Origin of the sequence: Paenibacillus tuaregi, assembly GCF_900086655.1 — a bacterium.
GTDB classification, from domain to species: Bacteria; Bacillota; Bacilli; order Paenibacillales; family Paenibacillaceae; genus Fontibacillus; species Fontibacillus tuaregi.
The window spans coordinates 3236484-3253235 of record NZ_LT575476.1 but is presented as its reverse complement, the minus strand read 5'-3'; the positions used below and the strand labels follow the sequence as shown (position 1 = coordinate 3253235).

At 48.4% G+C, this 16752-nt stretch carries 17 protein-coding genes and 1 riboswitch; of the genes, 15 read left to right on the top strand and 2 right to left on the bottom strand.

Translation table 11 applies throughout. The features are described from left to right. Positions 1 to 54: 54 nt before the first annotated feature. From BN6628_RS14575 to BN6628_RS14525, 11 genes are all read left to right on the top strand, one after another. Positions 55 to 909, top strand: coding sequence for a manganese catalase family protein (locus BN6628_RS14575; protein ID WP_068618613.1), 855 nt, complete (start codon positions 55 to 57; stop codon positions 907 to 909). Positions 910 to 1148: 239 nt separating this feature from the next. Continuing rightward, complete coding sequence (locus BN6628_RS14570) at positions 1149 to 2042, top strand: hypothetical protein (RefSeq protein ID WP_068618611.1); 894 nt, start codon at positions 1149 to 1151, stop codon at positions 2040 to 2042. 132 nt (positions 2043 to 2174) lie between these two features. Next, complete coding sequence (locus BN6628_RS14565; RefSeq protein WP_316245806.1) at positions 2175 to 2600, top strand: VOC family protein; 426 nt, start codon at positions 2175 to 2177, stop codon at positions 2598 to 2600. Between the two features lie 138 nt (positions 2601 to 2738). After that, complete coding sequence (locus BN6628_RS14560) at positions 2739 to 4025, top strand: MFS transporter (protein ID WP_068618607.1); 1287 nt, start codon at positions 2739 to 2741, stop codon at positions 4023 to 4025. A gap of 5 nt (positions 4026 to 4030) precedes the next feature. Further along, positions 4031 to 4942, top strand: coding sequence for a polysaccharide deacetylase family protein (locus BN6628_RS14555; protein ID WP_068618605.1), 912 nt, complete (start codon positions 4031 to 4033; stop codon positions 4940 to 4942). A gap of 179 nt (positions 4943 to 5121) precedes the next feature. Continuing rightward, positions 5122 to 5433, top strand: coding sequence for a hypothetical protein (locus BN6628_RS14550; RefSeq protein WP_068618604.1), 312 nt, complete (start codon positions 5122 to 5124; stop codon positions 5431 to 5433). Positions 5434 to 5497: 64 nt separating this feature from the next. After that, a complete protein-coding gene (locus BN6628_RS14545) occupies positions 5498 to 6124 on the top strand; it encodes an SGNH/GDSL hydrolase family protein (RefSeq protein WP_068618602.1) in 627 nt (208 codons plus the stop codon). 152 nt (positions 6125 to 6276) lie between these two features. Then, positions 6277 to 6606 (top strand): four-helix bundle copper-binding protein, encoded by a 330-nt coding sequence (locus BN6628_RS14540; RefSeq protein ID WP_068618600.1) that lies wholly within the window; start codon positions 6277 to 6279, stop codon positions 6604 to 6606. 52 nt (positions 6607 to 6658) lie between these two features. After that, positions 6659 to 6883: a hypothetical protein gene (locus tag BN6628_RS26435; protein ID WP_187386137.1), complete on the top strand. Its 225-nt coding sequence runs from the start codon at positions 6659 to 6661 to the stop codon at positions 6881 to 6883. A gap of 490 nt (positions 6884 to 7373) precedes the next feature. Then, positions 7374 to 8171: a helix-turn-helix domain-containing protein gene (locus BN6628_RS14530; RefSeq protein WP_187386136.1), complete on the top strand. Its 798-nt coding sequence runs from the start codon at positions 7374 to 7376 to the stop codon at positions 8169 to 8171. A gap of 95 nt (positions 8172 to 8266) precedes the next feature. Beyond that, entirely contained in the window at positions 8267 to 8833 is a 567-nt protein-coding gene (locus tag BN6628_RS14525; protein ID WP_082926918.1) for a dihydrofolate reductase family protein, read from the top strand. Positions 8834 to 8909: 76 nt separating this feature from the next. Here the strand turns inward: BN6628_RS14525 and BN6628_RS14520 are convergent, their stop codons facing one another. Beyond that, on the bottom strand, positions 8910 to 10928 hold the full coding sequence (locus tag BN6628_RS14520; protein ID WP_068618596.1) for an S-layer homology domain-containing protein: 2019 nt from the start codon (positions 10926 to 10928) through the stop codon (positions 8910 to 8912). A gap of 223 nt (positions 10929 to 11151) precedes the next feature. Between BN6628_RS14520 and BN6628_RS14515 the strand changes: the two genes are divergently transcribed. From BN6628_RS14515 to aspA, 3 genes are all read left to right on the top strand, one after another. Next, positions 11152 to 11754, top strand: a complete 603-nt coding sequence (locus BN6628_RS14515; RefSeq protein WP_068618595.1) for a TetR/AcrR family transcriptional regulator — start codon at positions 11152 to 11154, stop codon at positions 11752 to 11754. 1 nt (position 11755) lies between these two features. Beyond that, positions 11756 to 12793, top strand: a complete 1038-nt coding sequence (locus BN6628_RS14510; RefSeq protein ID WP_068618593.1) for a flavin-containing monooxygenase — start codon at positions 11756 to 11758, stop codon at positions 12791 to 12793. Positions 12794 to 13115: 322 nt separating this feature from the next. Beyond that, positions 13116 to 14552, top strand: a complete 1437-nt coding sequence (gene aspA, locus BN6628_RS14505) for an aspartate ammonia-lyase (protein ID WP_068618592.1) — start codon at positions 13116 to 13118, stop codon at positions 14550 to 14552. 133 nt (positions 14553 to 14685) lie between these two features. Here the strand turns inward: aspA and BN6628_RS14500 are convergent, their stop codons facing one another. Next, positions 14686 to 15375, bottom strand: a complete 690-nt coding sequence (locus BN6628_RS14500; protein WP_082926917.1) for a CAP domain-containing protein — start codon at positions 15373 to 15375, stop codon at positions 14686 to 14688. A gap of 6 nt (positions 15376 to 15381) precedes the next feature. Beyond that, a riboswitch (cyclic di-AMP (ydaO/yuaA leader) is annotated at positions 15382 to 15518 on the bottom strand. A 202-nt stretch (positions 15519 to 15720) separates the two neighbouring features. Here BN6628_RS14500 and BN6628_RS14495 point away from each other — a divergent pair. Continuing rightward, the gene (locus BN6628_RS14495; RefSeq protein WP_068618590.1) at positions 15721 to 16731 is read left to right on the top strand and encodes a BMP family lipoprotein; all 1011 of its coding nucleotides are present in this window, start codon (positions 15721 to 15723) and stop codon (positions 16729 to 16731) included. The last annotated feature ends 21 nt before the right edge of the window (positions 16732 to 16752 follow it).

Here is a 16752-nt window from a genome sequence, read left to right as displayed (position 1 = left end):
AGAATAGGGAACGATTCTATTCAAGCTGATAAGTTATTGAAGGAGGTCGTTCTTTTGTATTTCTACAAAGAAGATTTAATTAATGAAATTGTCCCTGATAAGCCGGACCCTGCTGCAGCCAAGGTGCTTCAGGAAGTTTTGGGCGGTAGATTCGGGGAGATGCGCACGCTGATGCAGTTCTTTTTTCAGAGCAACAACTTCCGGGGGACAGAAACGCAGTTCCGGGATTTGATCAGAGGCATCTCGCTTGAGGAGCTGGCTCACGTGGAACTGGTACAGCATACGATTAATCAGCTCTTGAACGGAGCCGGGGACGACGCAGCCGGGAATGCTGGACTTGATGGAGCTCCGCTGGATGAGGCTGTCAAGCATGCTAATCCGCATCATTTCATTATGGGTGCGCAGAGCTCGCTGCCTGTGGATGCCGCTGGAAATCCGTGGATGGGGAATTATGTATACGCACACGGGAACCTGATTAGTGATCTGCTCGATAATCTGGTACTGGAATCTACAGGGGTACTTCAAAAGACCCGGATCTACGAAATGAGCAGCAACAAAACATTCCGGGAAACCTTGGCCTTCTTGATCGTCCGGGACAATGCCCACCAAAACGCCTATGCCAAGGCGCTCGAAGCCCTTGGTGTAAATTGGGGTAAGCTGTTCCCGGTACCTAATTATGATATCAACAAGTATCCGGAGTGCCGGAAGTATGTAGAGCGCGGGTTCCATAATGCCCAGTTCAATTTCAGGCTTGACCCTACACGGATCGGGGAGATTTTCCAGGGCGAATCACCAAGCCGGAACAACGGAAATCTTGAGGTAACCATTCCGCCGGAAGGCTACCCGCTGCCTACACTGCCTGAGATGCCGAATGAGCACAGTCCCGGACTTACGGATTTGAACCGTTAATTGATGTGATTGAATGATGCAAATTGAATTGAAATTCTGAATTGAATCTTTGTAAAGACCTAGACCTTGCCCAGCAGGGTCTTTTTGTACTGCTATTTTTCATGGGAAGAACGGCTGCTTTCAAGGGGAGAAAATGAACAGGAAAATTCTGCTTATCAACAATCGAATTAAAACTTGTTAAGGTTATATAGATACCTGCACGACAATCAAGAGAATACTTCAAGAGGTGATGAACGAAGATGGCTAGAAAGCAATGTCTGTTCTGTGACGGGATTGTTTCGATTGTAACGGAGGGGGAGTATGACCGGTTTGTCAGTTGTCACTGCTCTCCGACTGGAGATTACCTGTTGGAGCGGGGCAGCTATAATTCCATCCAGGCATTACCCTATCAGGACAAGAGACAGATTCTTCATGTGGTGTCCGCCTACATCAGGGAGATGACCGGTGCCGGTAAAAAAGTGAGGATAACAGCGGAGGGCTTAAATGACATTATGAATTCGCCGGAAATTCCAGTCACGATTGAGGACAAGGCTGGTCGGCTGCTGTTGTATTTATACAAGAATTCTGGAGCCCCTGATGATCCGGTCGTGATCCGGCCCCTATCCCACAGCTTTAATCTGACCTACTCGCCTAATCTGCAGGAGCTGGTGTTTATTATCGACCGGCTTGTCAGTGAAGGTTCCATTTCCAGGGAAGGGGGAACCTTCAAGTTAACCGCCAAAGGTTGGAAGGAAGCCGAAGCCAGGGCAGGCGGCAGGAAGCTGAAAAGCTGCTCCGTTATCATGCCTGAAGGCGGCCTTACGGTGGATTGGCAGGAGAAAGTGCTGTCCCGGCTGGAGCAGTGTGGCTACCAACCGCATATTTGGCGTGAGGAAGTAGACGCGAGCTTGGACATTTCCCCTGTTGAACTGATTCATGAGCGGCAGCTTGTCGTTGCCGATGTGACCAAGCCTTCACCTGACGTATATTATGCCGCAGGGATTGCGGCAGGAAGCAAGGTGCCGGTTATTTGGACAGCCAGACAATCAGAGTACGAGCCATTGCCGGCGCATGCCAACCATATTCGGCCGCTGGTTTACCAGTCTGCGGAAGATCTGGCTGAGAAGCTGCAGCAGAAGCTGTTATCCCTGTAATTTAATTCGGATTAAAGTCTCTCCATGATATTGGAATAACTATGACAAGAATTGTCGCTATTACAAGCTAAAATGAATTATGACAACAGATTGTCTAACCAATATTCAAAATTTCACTTAAAGGAGAGGGATATGATGAATTTCCAATTAACCCCGTATCTTATGCTTAACGGTACAGCCAAGGAGGCCGTTCAATTCTATCAGAAGGTGTTGGGGGCCGAGGTCGTGTTCATTCAAACGTTCGGGGAAGGTCCAGAGGAGTTCGTAAACAGTCTGTCTTCCGAAGAAAAGGGGCGGATTGCCCATTCCGTTCTGAAGATTGGTGACTCCGCGCTTTATGTTGGTGATGTGGAGACTCGCATGGCTCCGGTAAAAGGTAACCAGATTATGCTCTGCATAACTACGCGGGATGTTAAAGAATCGCAGCGGCTTTATGAACTGCTCCAGAAGGAAGGAGGGGTTGTGAATCAGCCGCTCCAATCCACCTATTTCAGCCCATCCTACGGGGTAGTTACCGACCGTTTCGGTGTGACCTTTCAAGTGTTCACAAGAAAATAAGATAACGGTTAACCATCGTGGCTCTGATGTACAGGCTTTCCTGTGCATCAGAGCCATTCTTTCTTTAAGCCTCAATTCTCATAGAGAAGGGGCAAGGTACATATATTGTAGGAAAACTGGCTGAAGGGGCTGGGTTCTATGAAATCAAAGCTTCTAAATTCACCGTTCACCTATGCGCTCGGTATGCTGGCTATGATGATCCCGGTCCAGGCATTCAGCGCATATTACAGTTATTATTATGTAGAGAAGCTCGGCCTTGCAGTAGGTCTTGCCACTTTGGCGAGGACGATCTTCCTGATATGGGACGCGGTAGACCAGCCCATATTCGGCTATTTGTCTGACCGGACGCGAAGCCGCCTTGGAAGACGGAGGCCGTGGCTGATCGCGGCCACACCGCTGTTTGTGATCAGCTTTGTGATGATTTTCGCAGTTCCTCAAGGGACAACCGGAATGGGGCTGTTCATCTGGTTTCTGTCCGCGTTAATATTTTATGAAACCGTCTCCACAGTCTTATGGGTCAATTATGGGGCGTTGTTTCCGGAATTATTTCAAGGAGACCGTATTAGGGCCAAGGCATCTGCGGTCCAGCAGGTGTTTCAGATTGCCGCTCTGCTGATTGCCTCAGGCTTGACGTCCGTGCTGATCTCTCTTTATGGTTTTCCAGGGATGAGCATAGTGTTTGCTCTAGTATTTGCTTGCTTAATGGTCTTATGCATCATTACGATCCGAGAGCGGACAGACGATGTGGCCCAGGAGCCGTTGAAATTCAAAGAGGCGTTTCGTCTGACGCTCCGCAATAAGCCCTTTTGGATATTCAACATCGCTAATTCGTTCGCCCAGACGGTGAACGGCCTGCTTAGCTCGATTATCCCTTTTTACGCCAAATATGTGCTGCACATTCCTGAAGACCAGGTATCGCTGCTGCTGGCTTCTATCTTCGTATCCGTCATCCCACTTGTCGCCGTGTGGTACTGGCTTATCCGCAAGCTGGGAGGCACCGCCGGCTGGCGGCTGTCGCTGGCTTGTTACGCGCTGTCGGTTATTCCGCTCTGGTTCGCTTTTGACCTTGGCAGCGGGATTGGCGCCGGAATTGCGGCAGGCTTTGGACTCTCCGGCTTTCTGGTGACACCAGCCGTGATCAGCGGCCAGATTATTGACCGGGACGCAGAGGAGACGGGAGAGAGAAGAGAAGGCATCTATACGGCGGTGGCCGGCTTCATTACCCGTTCCAGCGGTCTGCTCTCCGCGCTGGCCTTCTGGATCGTGGGGGCTCTATTTGGGTATGTGAGCGGGGATCAACCGGGCTCTCACCCGGAAGCAGCTTTCAAGATCCTGGTCAGCGGTGTTCCGTTTCTTCTGCTGGTCATTGCTTTTCTGATCTCGCTTGGTTTTAAGCTTTCAAATGCTGAACGGAAAGGGGACTAACGCTTGTGAGCAAATATTTAATTATCAATTGTGATGATTTCGGTCAAAGCAAGGCAGCGAATGAAGCGATAATCCAGCTGCTCGAAGAGGGGATGGTCTCCTCGGCGACCATCATGCCGCCCGCCCCAGCCTTTGAGGAGGCGGCGGATTGGAGCCGGCGACACGGCAGAGGCAGGATCGGCCTTCATCTTACTTTTACCAGTGAATTTGCGGGTTATCGTTGGGGCAGCTTGACGGGAAGGGCTTCCCTGCGGGACGGGGAAGGATATCTGCCCCTGACCGTTCGCGAATTTGAAATTCAGGCTGCGCCGAAGGATGTCAAAGCGGAGATGCTGGCCCAGTTCACGGCTGTCCGCCGGGCTGGGATTGAAATCTCCCATGCGGATAACCATATGGGCAGTCTGTATGGGCTGGAGACGGGCCGGAGTTATCTGCCCATGGTGTTGTGGCAGTGCTCCCGCCGCAGAATTCCTTTTCGGCTGTGCCGGAACATATACGACAAAGACACGCTGCTCTCCGGTATACCTGGAGTGGAAGCAACGCTGGCCAAGATCGTACGGGTAGCAGATTTGATGGGGGTTCCAATCCCCGATTACCTGTTATCCCATCCGTATACCCTGCAGGAGGGCGAGACCTATGATACTTTCAAATCGAGCTTAATCCAAAAGCTGTATGAGCTTCCCTATGGGGTCAGTGAGACGTACATTCATCCGGCGGTTCACGATCCGCAAATGCTAAAGCTGATCCCTTCCTGGGAGAAGCGGGTGTGGGAGTACAGATTGATGCTGGACGGGGATTTCAGCTATGCGCTTAAGGATGCGCGGGTGGAGCTGACCGATTACCATTACGTTAAGACGAAGCTTAGAAGGTCTAGAGCGGTGAGCCTTCGCCGGTTTATTTTTCCCCGGTCGACTTGACGTGATATGATGGATTTATCGTAGTTGGTGAGAAATGGACAGCTGAAACCTTGTCAGGCTTTCAAGTTTGGGTGATGAACTTAAAAGCGGGAGCAGTGCGTGCCGCAGCGGGTATTATATGTTTATAATCATGATATCCTATCCAGAGCCCGTATTTTAAATGAAAGGATGATAACGATATGCTGTCTACACAACAAAGACTCAGCTTGCTTGAAGAAAGGCTAACCAGCGACCATCACCGTGATCTGTATATGCAGACCAAGCATCTCATGGACAGTCTGGATGCTTACGAAGAGAAGCACCGCAGGATCGTTAATATTCAGGCGATAGAGGGAGGGATCAAGCCGCAGCACGAGGTGGAGCAGGTTTTCTATTCCACGATCCGCGACTTCCGGGAACAGCTGCTTAGAACGCTGGAGAAGACTGCAGAGGACCTTGAACACAAATATGATAAAAGCTATCATAAGCATTACCAAGACGGCGTTGATTAATATGCATCAGCTGTGAAGCTGTGTCTTTTCATGGGAGTCTAATCGGATAAGGGGATAGGGGCAAATGACATTCATCGGGGATAACGATATCGTTCTATTTCAAGGCGACAGTATTACGGACGCTGGACGTGATTATTATGATGAGCGCTCGCTCGGCACAGGTTACGCTTTAATGACCGCAGCTGAATTTGGGCGCAGATACCCGCGGAAGCAGGTTCAATTCTTAAACCGGGGAATCAGCGGGAACCGTGTGGTGGATCTACAGGGCCGGTGGAGGGAGGACTGCCTGAAGCTTCGGCCTACATGGGTCTCCATTTATATTGGCATCAATGATACCTGGCGCAGATATGATTCGAATGATCCGACCACGGCCGAGTCGTTCTACAGAGACTACCGTGATTTGATTGTTCAGACCAAAGAGGAGCTGAATGCGAATCTGATTCTGATGGAGCCGTTTGTTCTGCCTGTTCCAGAGGACCGGTCTGGATGGCGGGAGGATCTCGATCCCAAGATCCAAGCAGTGAGGGAACTGTCCAGGGAATTCAAGACGTTTTATGTTCCGCTGGACGGGTTGTTTAATGCCGCCAGTAGTCAGGTTTCTCCCGCATACTGGGCGGAAGACGGGGTTCACCCCACACCCGCAGGCCATGCGTTAATCAGTCAAGCCTGGCTGCAAGCCGTGCAAGCTTGATTCGACAGTTTAGTCTTAACAATAACCAAAGCCAATCTGCCGCAGATTGGCTTTTTTATGTCTTTTTAGGGGAGGATCATAACTTTGCACTAATTCCGGGTAAATATAGAATGACGGTAACAACCAGGTCAATACGGAAAGGAGATATCCATATGACACATGAGCAAATGGAACAATGCATGGAGGAATGCATCCGCTGTATGGCAGCCTGCAACCGGTGTTACACCGCTTGTCTACAGGAAGAGGATACGGGCATGATGAAAGAGTGCATACGCCTGGACCGCGAATGTGCGGACCTGTGTTCCTTTACGGCAAACGTGCTGTCGCTGGGCAATTCCTATGCCAAGCAGTTGTGTGAAATGTGCGCACAGATATGTGAGGCATGTGGTAACGAGTGCAAAAAGCACAAGGCAGAGCACTGCCAGCGCTGTGCTGAAGCGTGCTTCCGTTGTGCCGAGGCATGCAAGGCGATGGCTGCATGATGTGGGTTCAGAATAACCTCTTGCCTGATTAAAAGGAAAGGGGTTATTTTTCGTGGCAATAAAAAAGTGGATTTCGAATCGCTTAATTCATTTCTCAGTAATTTTTTTAAGCTCAAAAATAGATGCTCCTGATAACAAGATAAGCCTGTCGTTATTAACAACAAAAAAACTTACACTTACAGGTATGCTAAGCTTTGTAGAAGGGTCACTTATATCTATTGCTTTTATAACATCATTTATATTTAAGTCTGGTATATCTATTTTATATAATCTATAAAAAGAGTCAGAGTTATAGCATGTCGTTGTAATTTCATATATTGGATTTTGTAGTTCATATTGATAATCATTATAGTTTTTAAGTCCTTAACAATATTTATGAATAAGCTTAAGTTTATGTTATCTAAATCAGAAAACATATCTATTTGAGTCATCCTGGAAGAAGAAATAAACGGAATGAGGTAACGCAGAGCGGACATGATGTCTCCAGGTATTGCCTGATATAGCTAGATATTACTTTAATCCTGGCTCTATTAATGATAAAATATAAGAACGTTAGTTCTTATTCTGAGGAATGGGTTTTAAAAACACTGTTTCATTTCTCATTATTGAGTAGGAGCGATCGCTCTATAAACAGTTGGATGGGGATATTGATAACAAAGACTAAAGTTTATACTAAGAATACAGAAGGTAACCCAAACATTGTCTTCCAGAATATGGGTGGGTGCATTAGGCCTGAACTTTACATGGGAAAGGGGAACAGCCTTAGCATGATCACAGACAGATATGCCGAGATCGATCATGTCCTGCACTATATCAGACAAAACCTTCATGAACCGGTGCATCTCTCCAAGCTTGCCAGCCGCGCAGGCTACAGTCCGTATCATTTCACCAGGGTATTTAAAGAAAGAACGGGGCTATCCCCGCTCTATTACGTCTCTTCGCTTAGGCTTCAGAAAGCCAAGGACCTGCTGCTTCACACCCATTTGAGCATTAGAGATATCGCTCTTGAAATAGGGCAGCAAAGCCTTGGCACGTTCACTTCGAGATTCACGAGCCGGGTTGGCTTAACCCCATCGCAATTCCGGAATTCTACAATAGATGCTGACTTGCATCTGAGATCCTTGCAGCAGGTTGGGGAATCGAGTCAAACCTTAACTTTCTCCACAGCGTATGGGGTAGTTGAAGGGACCGTTGTTACTGATCATCCTTTCCAAGGAATCATTCTGCTCGGATTGTTTGCGAAGCCTATTCCGGAAGGACTTCCGCTGCATGGGACTCTTCTGTTCTCACTCGGCCGATTCCGGTTAACCGGTGTCAGACCAGGCACTTATTATCTAATGGCGACCTCGGTATCCTGGGGAAGTAAGGCCGTGGATGTGCTTCTGCCGCACCATACGCTCCGCACAAGATCCAGGGAGCCGGTTGTTGTCCGTCCCTATGAGCCGGTCCCTGAGCAGAAGGTCACCCTGTACCCGCCAAGATTTGATGATCCGCCCATTCTCATCTCACTTCCCCTATTGATGCAAAATTATTTGAGCAAGTCTCTGAATTACAGCAATCGGTAAGAAATACAAAGTTTCTTCCTGTGCTAAACTAACAGAATCTTCCCTAGCCAACTATATCAAGATTGGCTGTTTATGCCGCGATAGGAGGAGCTTTGATGGCTAAAGTGATTTTGGATATGAGCATGTCGCTGGATGGATATATTTCCGGCCTGAGCGGGCAAAGCAGCGGCCTTCATGATTGGTTCTACCACCGTAACGATCTAAGAAACGCTCAGATTATAGATGAAATGGTGCTAGGTACCGGAGCGATCGTGATGGGAAGGAGAACCTATGAGCTTGGGGATCACATGGACGGGTTTGTGCACAATCCCTTCAGAGTTCCTCACTTCGTACTGACCCACAGCACGCCGGAGCGCCCGGCCAAGGGGAATATCCGGTTTGTTTTTGTCACGGATGGCACCCATAGTGCTGCTGCACAGGCCAAGGAAGCCGCAGGTGGCAGGTCGGTCATCATCATGGGTGGAGCACATACAGCCCGGCAGTATATCGAAGCCGGGCTGATGGATGAGATTCACATACATATTGTTCCTGTACTGCTTGGAGGAGGAATCCGCTTGTTTGAGTCCAACATAGGAGGAGATGGCGGATCTTATCCGCTCGAGGTGATTCAGGTAGTAGAGGCCCCCGGGGTTACCCATGTGAAGTACCGCGTGGTGAAGTAGAGCGGTACAAGAGTTAGGGGGTTGTAAGGACATTAATCACCGCCAGTCCCTGGACTGGCGGTGATTAATGTTTATATTATTTTGCCGGGTCTTCAGGGAACTTGGCCGGGTCAAAATATTCATAAGCGAGGATAACTCCGTCCTTGTCCGTTTCAATAACGGTAAGTTTCTTTTCTGTAGCTTGGATTTCCGTACCGGAAGTTAAAGCCCAAGCATTAGCCCATTCAAAGCTTTCGCTTTTTTTCTTGCCGATCTCGGCACTCTTCATAGTATTTAAATAATAGTACACATGGCCTTCGGGTAATGAATCAAAACTCACTTTGTACATCCCAGGAAGCTGTTGATTGTCAGAGAGTTCAATAGTTATCCCGCTCGAAAGGCCCTTAGCACGCAGGACCTGGTCCTCACTAATCTTGAAGCTCTGATATCCGATGACTTCCTTGGTTGCTGTGTTATAACTGATCACTGTGATGACGTTACGGGAGTTCGCAATAGAGATCGGATTGGCCTCACTTAATATGTCTCTCTCCTCACCTGAATTCCATCCTAATGTACCGTTCTCATCCGAGTTGTAAGCCAGTCCTATTATAGCGGAAACGGGCTCAGCAGCGACCTGATATTTAAAGGCGGTGCCTTCAGGGTGCTCGCCAATTTTGGGCTGTGTCTTATTCCAGTTTCCTTCTTCGACATTCGGCTTTACAAAGCTGACAGTACTGTTCAGCCCCGGATTCTCCACCTCCACTTTCCGTACGATGGGGGAGATAACGTTGCCGGCAAGGTCGGTGACTCCGCCAACCTGAATTCCCGCATCTCCTGTAAAGAAGCTTGGCACAGAATACAGTCTGTTATCAATTGAGAATGTTTGTGGGAAGGTTAAAGTGACCTGCTTCTTATCGCCTGACAGAACAGCTGTAGATGCTTCTGGCAGGTTAATGGAGCTAGCGGCATCCTTAACAAGTTTATAGGAAGACAGGTTAATGGCTGAAGTGCCACTCAGAGCTTCGGAAAAGCTTAGAAGTACGGTGCTCTCACTACCTTTACGCTTAATTGAGAGCAGCTGGGGAGCCGTGGTGTCTGATGGTGGCGTATAACCGCCTCCGCTGCTTGGGGGAGTATAGGTGCTTCCGGTACTTCCGGTATTGGAAGGAGGAGCGACGGGCGGAGCCGGGAGCAGATTTCCTTTTTCAATGGCCACGGGTTTGTCGGTCTTCAATGTCTTCCCTGTTATGGACTGCAGCCCAACTATAGAGACCGCGGGTCGATTGAGCAAATCTTGGCTGAGAGGCCCGTCGAAAATAATCGTAAGAACCTTTCCGTTTGTGGATAACCTGAATTGAGCCTTAATTTTATCGAGCGGTTTGCCGTTAATAAGGATCTTAGACAGGTCTACTTGGGAGGGCTGAAGGGAAGCGCTGAAGGTAAGGGTAAGCTCATGCTGTTCGGTTACAGAGGCGCTGAGAAGCTGGAGCGGGTCGAGTTGAGTCTTGGTTTCATAACTTGACAGCACAAGATCATTACGATTGGCAGTTCCTGTCCAATTCATATTCGCCTGTTGTTTTAAAAGTTCCAGCTGCATTGCTAAGCCTACATAGCCTGCTGCCCATTCACTAACCGTCCCTTTTATACTCAAATGCTCATTTTTAACGTCTAAGCCGAGGACGCGCACCAGGAATGCCGCAAGCTGCTCCTTGGTTACTGGGCCGTCCGGATTGAATGTATCAGCTTTGCCATCCCCATTCGTAATCCCCGCTTGCTTGAGCGCTTCAATATAGGGAAGAGCGTAGCCATTAGCAAAGTCATCTGGCTTAACATCTTTAAAGCTGGAATTTTTTAGGGAAGTATCCACCTTCAAATTAAGGATAAGGGCTGCAACTTTGGCAAATTGCGCCCGGGTCATTGCATCGTTCAAGCCAAATCTGCTGTCCCCTAGCCCATCGAATATACCTGCACTGATCAAGGCATCAAATTTGGCTTTGGTCGCAGCATCCAGGTCTTTTAGATCCGTGAAGTCCGCGCTGGTCTTCGCATGAGTAAGCGAAGGGACTGACAAAGTAAGCAGAAGAGCAGCTGCCGCGGAATAGACAATCTTTTTCATTCAATCAACCTTTCTGTAAGTGATGTTTCGTAATATTATAGTGGAATTTAGAAAAAAGTGGTATATGCCTTATGATAAAAGTTATAGCACTAATCGATGGAATCATGTATATTGTCTCATTTCCTAGTTGTAACAATGGGTTGGATGTTGTATATTTAATGCAATCATTGCAAGCAAGCACTTGCTTGCAATGATTATTTTTTCAGCATGGAGGTCGGTATTAATGGATACACAACATATTCAAGGAGAACCGCGTGAGCGGATATTAAACGCAGCAGCTGAGCTGATTAGGCTCAAAGGTTTTAAAGCGGTAACAACTAAAGACTTGGCGAATTCAGCGCGGGTAAATGAAAGTACCATATTCCGCCAGTTTGGGAACAAGATGAATGTGCTCAGCGCGTTAATCGAACGATTCTCTTATTATCCAGGGATGAAAGATGTCTACGAGCATCATATAACATGGAATTTGCGGGAAGACTTGTCCCGGTTCGCTACTGCTTACCAGCAGTTCATGCGGGAGAACAGCGCACTAGTTCTAATTGGCCTAAAAGAAGCAGGGGTGTTCCCTGAGCTGGATGAACGGATTGCCGGGGTTCCGAAGCAGACCAAAGAAATTCTTAAGTCATACTTAAGCCAGATGTACGAGAAGGGCTATATTGAGCGGCTGGATTTTGAAGCGGTAGCCATGAGTTTTATTTGGATGAATCTGGGGCATTTTCTTTCAAAATCCCTCTATGGAGATACAATCAGCCTGGTAACCGACGAGGAGTTTATTGGCTCCGGGGTGCGCATTTTTGCGGATGGCCTACAAAAGGGGAGAGAGTAACATGAAAATTGTTGACGTGATTATTGTCGGAGGTGGCCAGGCAGGCTTGGCTCTGGCCTATTACTTAAAGCAGAAAAACTTAAATTTTATCGTTCTGGAGGCCAATCCGGCTATTGGGGACAGCTGGAGAGAGAGGTACGACTCTCTGCGCTTGTTCACGCCAAGGAAATTCAGCAGTCTGCCGGGCCTAACCTTTCCGGGATCTCCTGGCGGCTGCCCAACCAAGGATGAGGCGGCCCGTTACCTAACGGATTATGCTGAATACTGGAACCTGCCAGTGAGAACCGGGATTAAGGTAATGAAGATAGTGAAGGAAAATGAGGGATTTACCGTACATGCCGATTCGGGGGATTTCTATTCACGCAATGTGGTAGCAGCAACGGGGCCGTTTCAGCAGCCCTATACACCAGCGTTCTCCAGCTGTCTTGATTCTGATGTTGTGCAGATCCACTCCTCCGGGTATAAGAATGAGACACAGCTTAAGCCGGGGAAAGTATTGATTGTGGGGGCAGGTAACTCGGGGGCACAGATCGCCGTGGAGTTGGCGGGAAGCCGGGAGGTCTATCTTTCTTATGGGGATAAGCTTTACTTCAAGCCATTGACCATCTTTCGCAAAAGCATATTCTGGTATTTTGACAAGCTTGGTCTAATTAAGGCCGGATTGAACACGAGAGTGGGCCGCTGGATGAAGAACCAGCCTGAAATTATATACGGGACTGAACTCAAATCACTGCTGCAGCAGAACAGGATTGTGCCAAAGGCGAGAGCAACAGAAGCCACGGGAAACACGATCGTATTCCAGGACAACAGCCGGCTCCAACCCGAAAATGTAATATGGGCAACCGGCTTTCGACTCAGCTATCCATGGCTGCAAATTCCAGGCGCTTTGGACGATCGGGGTTATCCGCTTCATAATCAGGGGATAAGCCCGGTCCCAGGACTTTATTTCCTCGGTCTTCCATGGCAGACTTCCCGCGGTTCGGCGTTGATGGGCTGGGTTGGACGGGATGCCGCATATATTGCCAATCAGCTGTCCTAATGATTCGTGCTTGCAAGGATTAAGGGCTCTAGTCTGATTCTTGAGAAAGCGGTTTCTTTCTTATGTGAAGTATGTTATAAGAATAGCGTATGGACTTTTTTTATAGAAATTCTAATCACACACAAATTTTTAACATCACTTAAGAAGAGATCGGGAAGTATTTCGAGACAAGCTGGAATACTATAAAGGATGAGGTGTGTACAGCTGCTGATATCGAATGGATTGTGAAGAGCGAGTCGTCCGCTGACGAATCATGGACACTTATGCATGAGCATTTAAGCAAGCAGGAATTAACCACAATAGCACTCTGGGGGAATAAGCCATGTCAGAAATGAAATTTCGTACAGAGAAAGATTTTCTGGGAAGTAAAGAGGTTGAAATTCATGCCTACTATGGCATTCAAACACTGCGTGCAGTCGAGAATTTCCCGATTACCGGCTACGCGGTTCATCACGAGTTAATTAAGGCCATGGCCATTGTTAAGAAAGCAGCCGCTTTGGCCAACATGAAGATTGGCCGCTTGTATAAAGGTCATGGAGAGGTCATTGTTCAGGCTGCGGAGGAGATTATTCAAGGACAGTGGCTCGACCAGTTCATTGTCGATCCGATCCAAGGCGGCGCAGGGACTTCCCTGAACATGAATGCGAACGAAGTGATTGCGAACCGGGCCCTGGAGCTGCTCGGCAGGGAGAAAGGGGATTATGCTTATCTAAGCCCCAATTCCCATGTGAACATGGCTCAGTCAACCAATGATGCTTTTCCAACCGCGATTCATATTGCGGTGCTGTCCTTGATGGAACAGCTTCTTGTGACAATGCGCAATATGCATCAGGTGTTCGTCAGCAAAGCCAATGAATTCGATCATGTGATTAAGATGGGGCGCACCCATCTTCAGGATGCGGTACCTATCCGTCTCGGACAGGAATTTGAAGCTTATTACCGGGTACTGGAGCGGGATATTCTGCGGATTGAGAATTCAAGACAGCACCTGTATGAGGTGAACATGGGAGCCACGGCGGTCGGCACGGGTCTTAATGCTGATCCGAAGTACATCGAGCTGGTGGTTGAATATTTGGCTGACATTAGCGGATTTCCGCTTCAAACCGCGGTCCACTTGGTTGACGCGACACAGAATACGGATGCTTACACCGAGGTCTCCGCTGCCCTTAAGGTGTGCATGATGAATATGTCCAAAATCGCAAACGATCTGCGTCTGATGGCTTCGGGGCCGCGCGTCGGGTTCAACGAGATCTCCCTGCCTGCGAGGCAGCCGGGCTCCTCTATTATGCCAGGCAAGGTAAATCCAGTCATGGCCGAGGTCATTAACCAGGTTGCCTTTCAGGTTATCGGCAATGATCATACGATTTGTTTGGCCTCTTCTGCAGGGCAGCTTGAGCTTAACGTGATGGAGCCGGTACTGGTTTTTAATTTGATCCAATCCATTAGTATAATGAATAACTCCTTCCGCGTGTTCACCGAGTATTGCCTTGCTGGAATTGAGGCTAACAAGGAGAAGATGGCGGAGGATGTGGAGCGAAGCGTTGGCATTATCACCGCTGTGAACCCGCATCTGGGTTATGAGGTAGTATCGCGGATAGCGCGTGAAGCCATTCTTACCGGAGAATCTGTCCGGGCGCTGTGCATCAAATACAACGTGCTGACCGAAGAAGAATTGAATTTGATTCTTGATCCGTATGAGATGACCCATCCAGGAATCGCGGGCGCGGAAGTATTTTACCGGGATGAGCCGAGGAAATGACCACTAATGCTGTCGTGACAATATAAAGCTTAAAGCAAAGAGACCCTTTATGCGGAACTCCGCATCAAAGGGTCTCTTTATTCGTTCCGGTTAAGTCCTTCGCGGTGTCATAAGCCGGAACTGCTGCTGCTGATTAATTAGCGATAAATTCCTGAACCCACTCACCGTTATAATAAGCCACACCAATCTTGGTATAGTTAGGACTTAGAATATTCTGTTTGTGGCCCGGGCTGTTCATCCAGGCATTCATAACCTCTTGAGGTGTTTTTTGACCTTTTGCGATATTCTCGCCTGCATACGTATACTGGATTCCGTACTGCTTCATCATATCGAACGGTGAGCCATAAGTAGGTGAAGTATGATCGAAGTAGCCTTTATTATACATGTCTTTCGCTTTATCCAGGGCCATGGAAGACAGAGCTTTATCCGCGGCAAGCGGCTTCACTCCGGCTTTGGCACGCTCTTGGTTGACCAGTGTGATGACCTGATTGGCATAAGCAGATTGGGAAGTTCCGCTGCTGGCTTGTCCGCTGGATGTATTTGTATTTGTTGTATTAGATGTGCCAGTTCCCGCTTGGCCAGACGTAGTTTTATTTGCTGAACCACTATTAGTCTGATCTGTTGTGCCAGTGCCTGCTTGGTACTGTCTTGCCCACTGCTGAAGCAGGGCCTGCAGGGAGGCGTTCTGCTGAGTGCTGAACGTCCAGTACGTGGTGTTCTTGGTAGTGCCTGTGTCAGCGGCAGCGGATGCGGATGCGGCTCCAGCTCCCACAACCATGCTGAGTGCCAGTACTCCAGTGATCAGTTTTTTTCTAAAATGCATTCGTAAATCTCTCCTTTTCATAGCCTGCGAGGTTAGCTGTCGGATTAGGGTCAAAGAGGCAATCACCCTGCCAAAGAATAGTGGCTTCACCCCGGTAAATGGGTCCCCCGTGCTTGGTGTACAAGCTTCGGCTTAGTTAGATAGGGTCCATAATCCAGACCATTATGGCCTGTTTATGAACCAGGTTCGATGAAATTGTAACATAGTTGTTACTTTCGGTTCATTGCGCAAATGTTTCCACCTCATACTGAGCTATTCAATAAATTACATAAGATATTTCTAAATAAAATTTATCTTTCAACCGATATATTTTTGTTCGACAAATTTGAAAAAGGATGTAGAGAAATGAAACAAACCGTGCAGACCGTCTGGTTGCGGTGGCTAACGGCAATATCAGCCGTGGTATTGCTGAACGCATGCTCAACGCAGCCGACACATCAGGCAGAACAAGATTTAAAGAAAACAAAAGTGGGGATCATGCTCTCGGATGTTGGGCTTGGGGATCAGAGCTTTAGTGATGCCGGGTTCAATGGACTGGCCAAGGCCAGGGACGAGAAACGGATCATATTTGATTACAGGGAGCTTCAGGATACGAAGACTTATGAGGCCGGACTGGAGCAGCTCGTACAGGAAGACAGCCAGCTTGTGATCGGGCTGGGATTTGCCATGAAGGAAAGCATGGAAAAAGTCGCGAAGAAGCACCCTGACCGCCAATTCCTTCTCGTTGACGAGAAGTCGGAGCTGCCGAACGTGGCATCCATGACCTTTAAAGAAGAAGAAGGAAGCTACCTCGCCGGAGTAGTTGCCGGCCTTGCCACACATACCGGAAATATCGGCTTTCTTGGTGGGGTAGACAATGCGCTTATACATAAATTTGAAGCCGGATTCCGTCAGGGGATTAAGGCGGTTAATCCGGAAGCTAACTTGACCACAGCTTATGCCGGGGACTTCGGTAAGGCAGATCTAGGCAGAGAGTTTGCGGATGAGATGATCGATAAGCATGATGTCGACACGATCTATGCCGCCGCCGGATTTACCGGAGTTGGTGCGCTGCAGGAAGCGGAGAAGCGGAAGATTCACGGGATTGGTGTGGATACGGATCAGTTTTTTGTTGCGGAGAAAGCGGTGGTTACGTCCATGGTGAAGAACGTGGATGTGGCCCTGAACACAGCTGTGAAAGCTTTCGTGGACAATCAAGGTCATTTCAAAACAAAGGATATGGTGTTTGGCATCCAAGAGGGCGGTGTTGGCCTTGCCCAAATCAGGGCGATCCAGCTCAGTCCCGGGCAGATGGCTGCGATTGAAGAACAAAAACAGAAGCTGATCAAAGGCAGCATTTCCGTCAAAACCAACTAAATTTGCGCACAGAAGGGGATT

What these genes read in the sequence shown, in the direction of transcription:
- BN6628_RS14570 (WP_068618611.1), top strand. Translation starts at nt 1,149, where the DNA reads ATGGCTAGAAAGCAATGTCTGTTCTGTGACGGGATTGTTTCGATTGTA.
- BN6628_RS14565 (WP_316245806.1), top strand. Translation starts at nt 2,175, where the DNA reads ATGATGAATTTCCAATTAACCCCGTATCTTATGCTTAACGGTACAGCC.
- BN6628_RS14560 (WP_068618607.1), top strand. Translation starts at nt 2,739, where the DNA reads ATGAAATCAAAGCTTCTAAATTCACCGTTCACCTATGCGCTCGGTATG.
- BN6628_RS14550 (WP_068618604.1), top strand. Translation starts at nt 5,122, where the DNA reads ATGCTGTCTACACAACAAAGACTCAGCTTGCTTGAAGAAAGGCTAACC.
- BN6628_RS14545 (WP_068618602.1), top strand. Translation starts at nt 5,498, where the DNA reads ATGACATTCATCGGGGATAACGATATCGTTCTATTTCAAGGCGACAGT.
- BN6628_RS14540 (WP_068618600.1), top strand. Translation starts at nt 6,277, where the DNA reads ATGACACATGAGCAAATGGAACAATGCATGGAGGAATGCATCCGCTGT.
- BN6628_RS14530 (WP_187386136.1), top strand. Translation starts at nt 7,374, where the DNA reads ATGATCACAGACAGATATGCCGAGATCGATCATGTCCTGCACTATATC.
- BN6628_RS14525 (WP_082926918.1), top strand. Translation starts at nt 8,267, where the DNA reads ATGGCTAAAGTGATTTTGGATATGAGCATGTCGCTGGATGGATATATT.
- BN6628_RS14520 (WP_068618596.1), bottom strand. Translation starts at nt 10,928, where the DNA reads ATGAAAAAGATTGTCTATTCCGCGGCAGCTGCTCTTCTGCTTACTTTG.
- BN6628_RS14515 (WP_068618595.1), top strand. Translation starts at nt 11,152, where the DNA reads ATGGATACACAACATATTCAAGGAGAACCGCGTGAGCGGATATTAAAC.
- BN6628_RS14510 (WP_068618593.1), top strand. Translation starts at nt 11,756, where the DNA reads ATGAAAATTGTTGACGTGATTATTGTCGGAGGTGGCCAGGCAGGCTTG.
- aspA (WP_068618592.1), top strand. Translation starts at nt 13,116, where the DNA reads ATGTCAGAAATGAAATTTCGTACAGAGAAAGATTTTCTGGGAAGTAAA.
- BN6628_RS14500 (WP_082926917.1), bottom strand. Translation starts at nt 15,375, where the DNA reads ATGCATTTTAGAAAAAAACTGATCACTGGAGTACTGGCACTCAGCATG.
- BN6628_RS14495 (WP_068618590.1), top strand. Translation starts at nt 15,721, where the DNA reads ATGAAACAAACCGTGCAGACCGTCTGGTTGCGGTGGCTAACGGCAATA.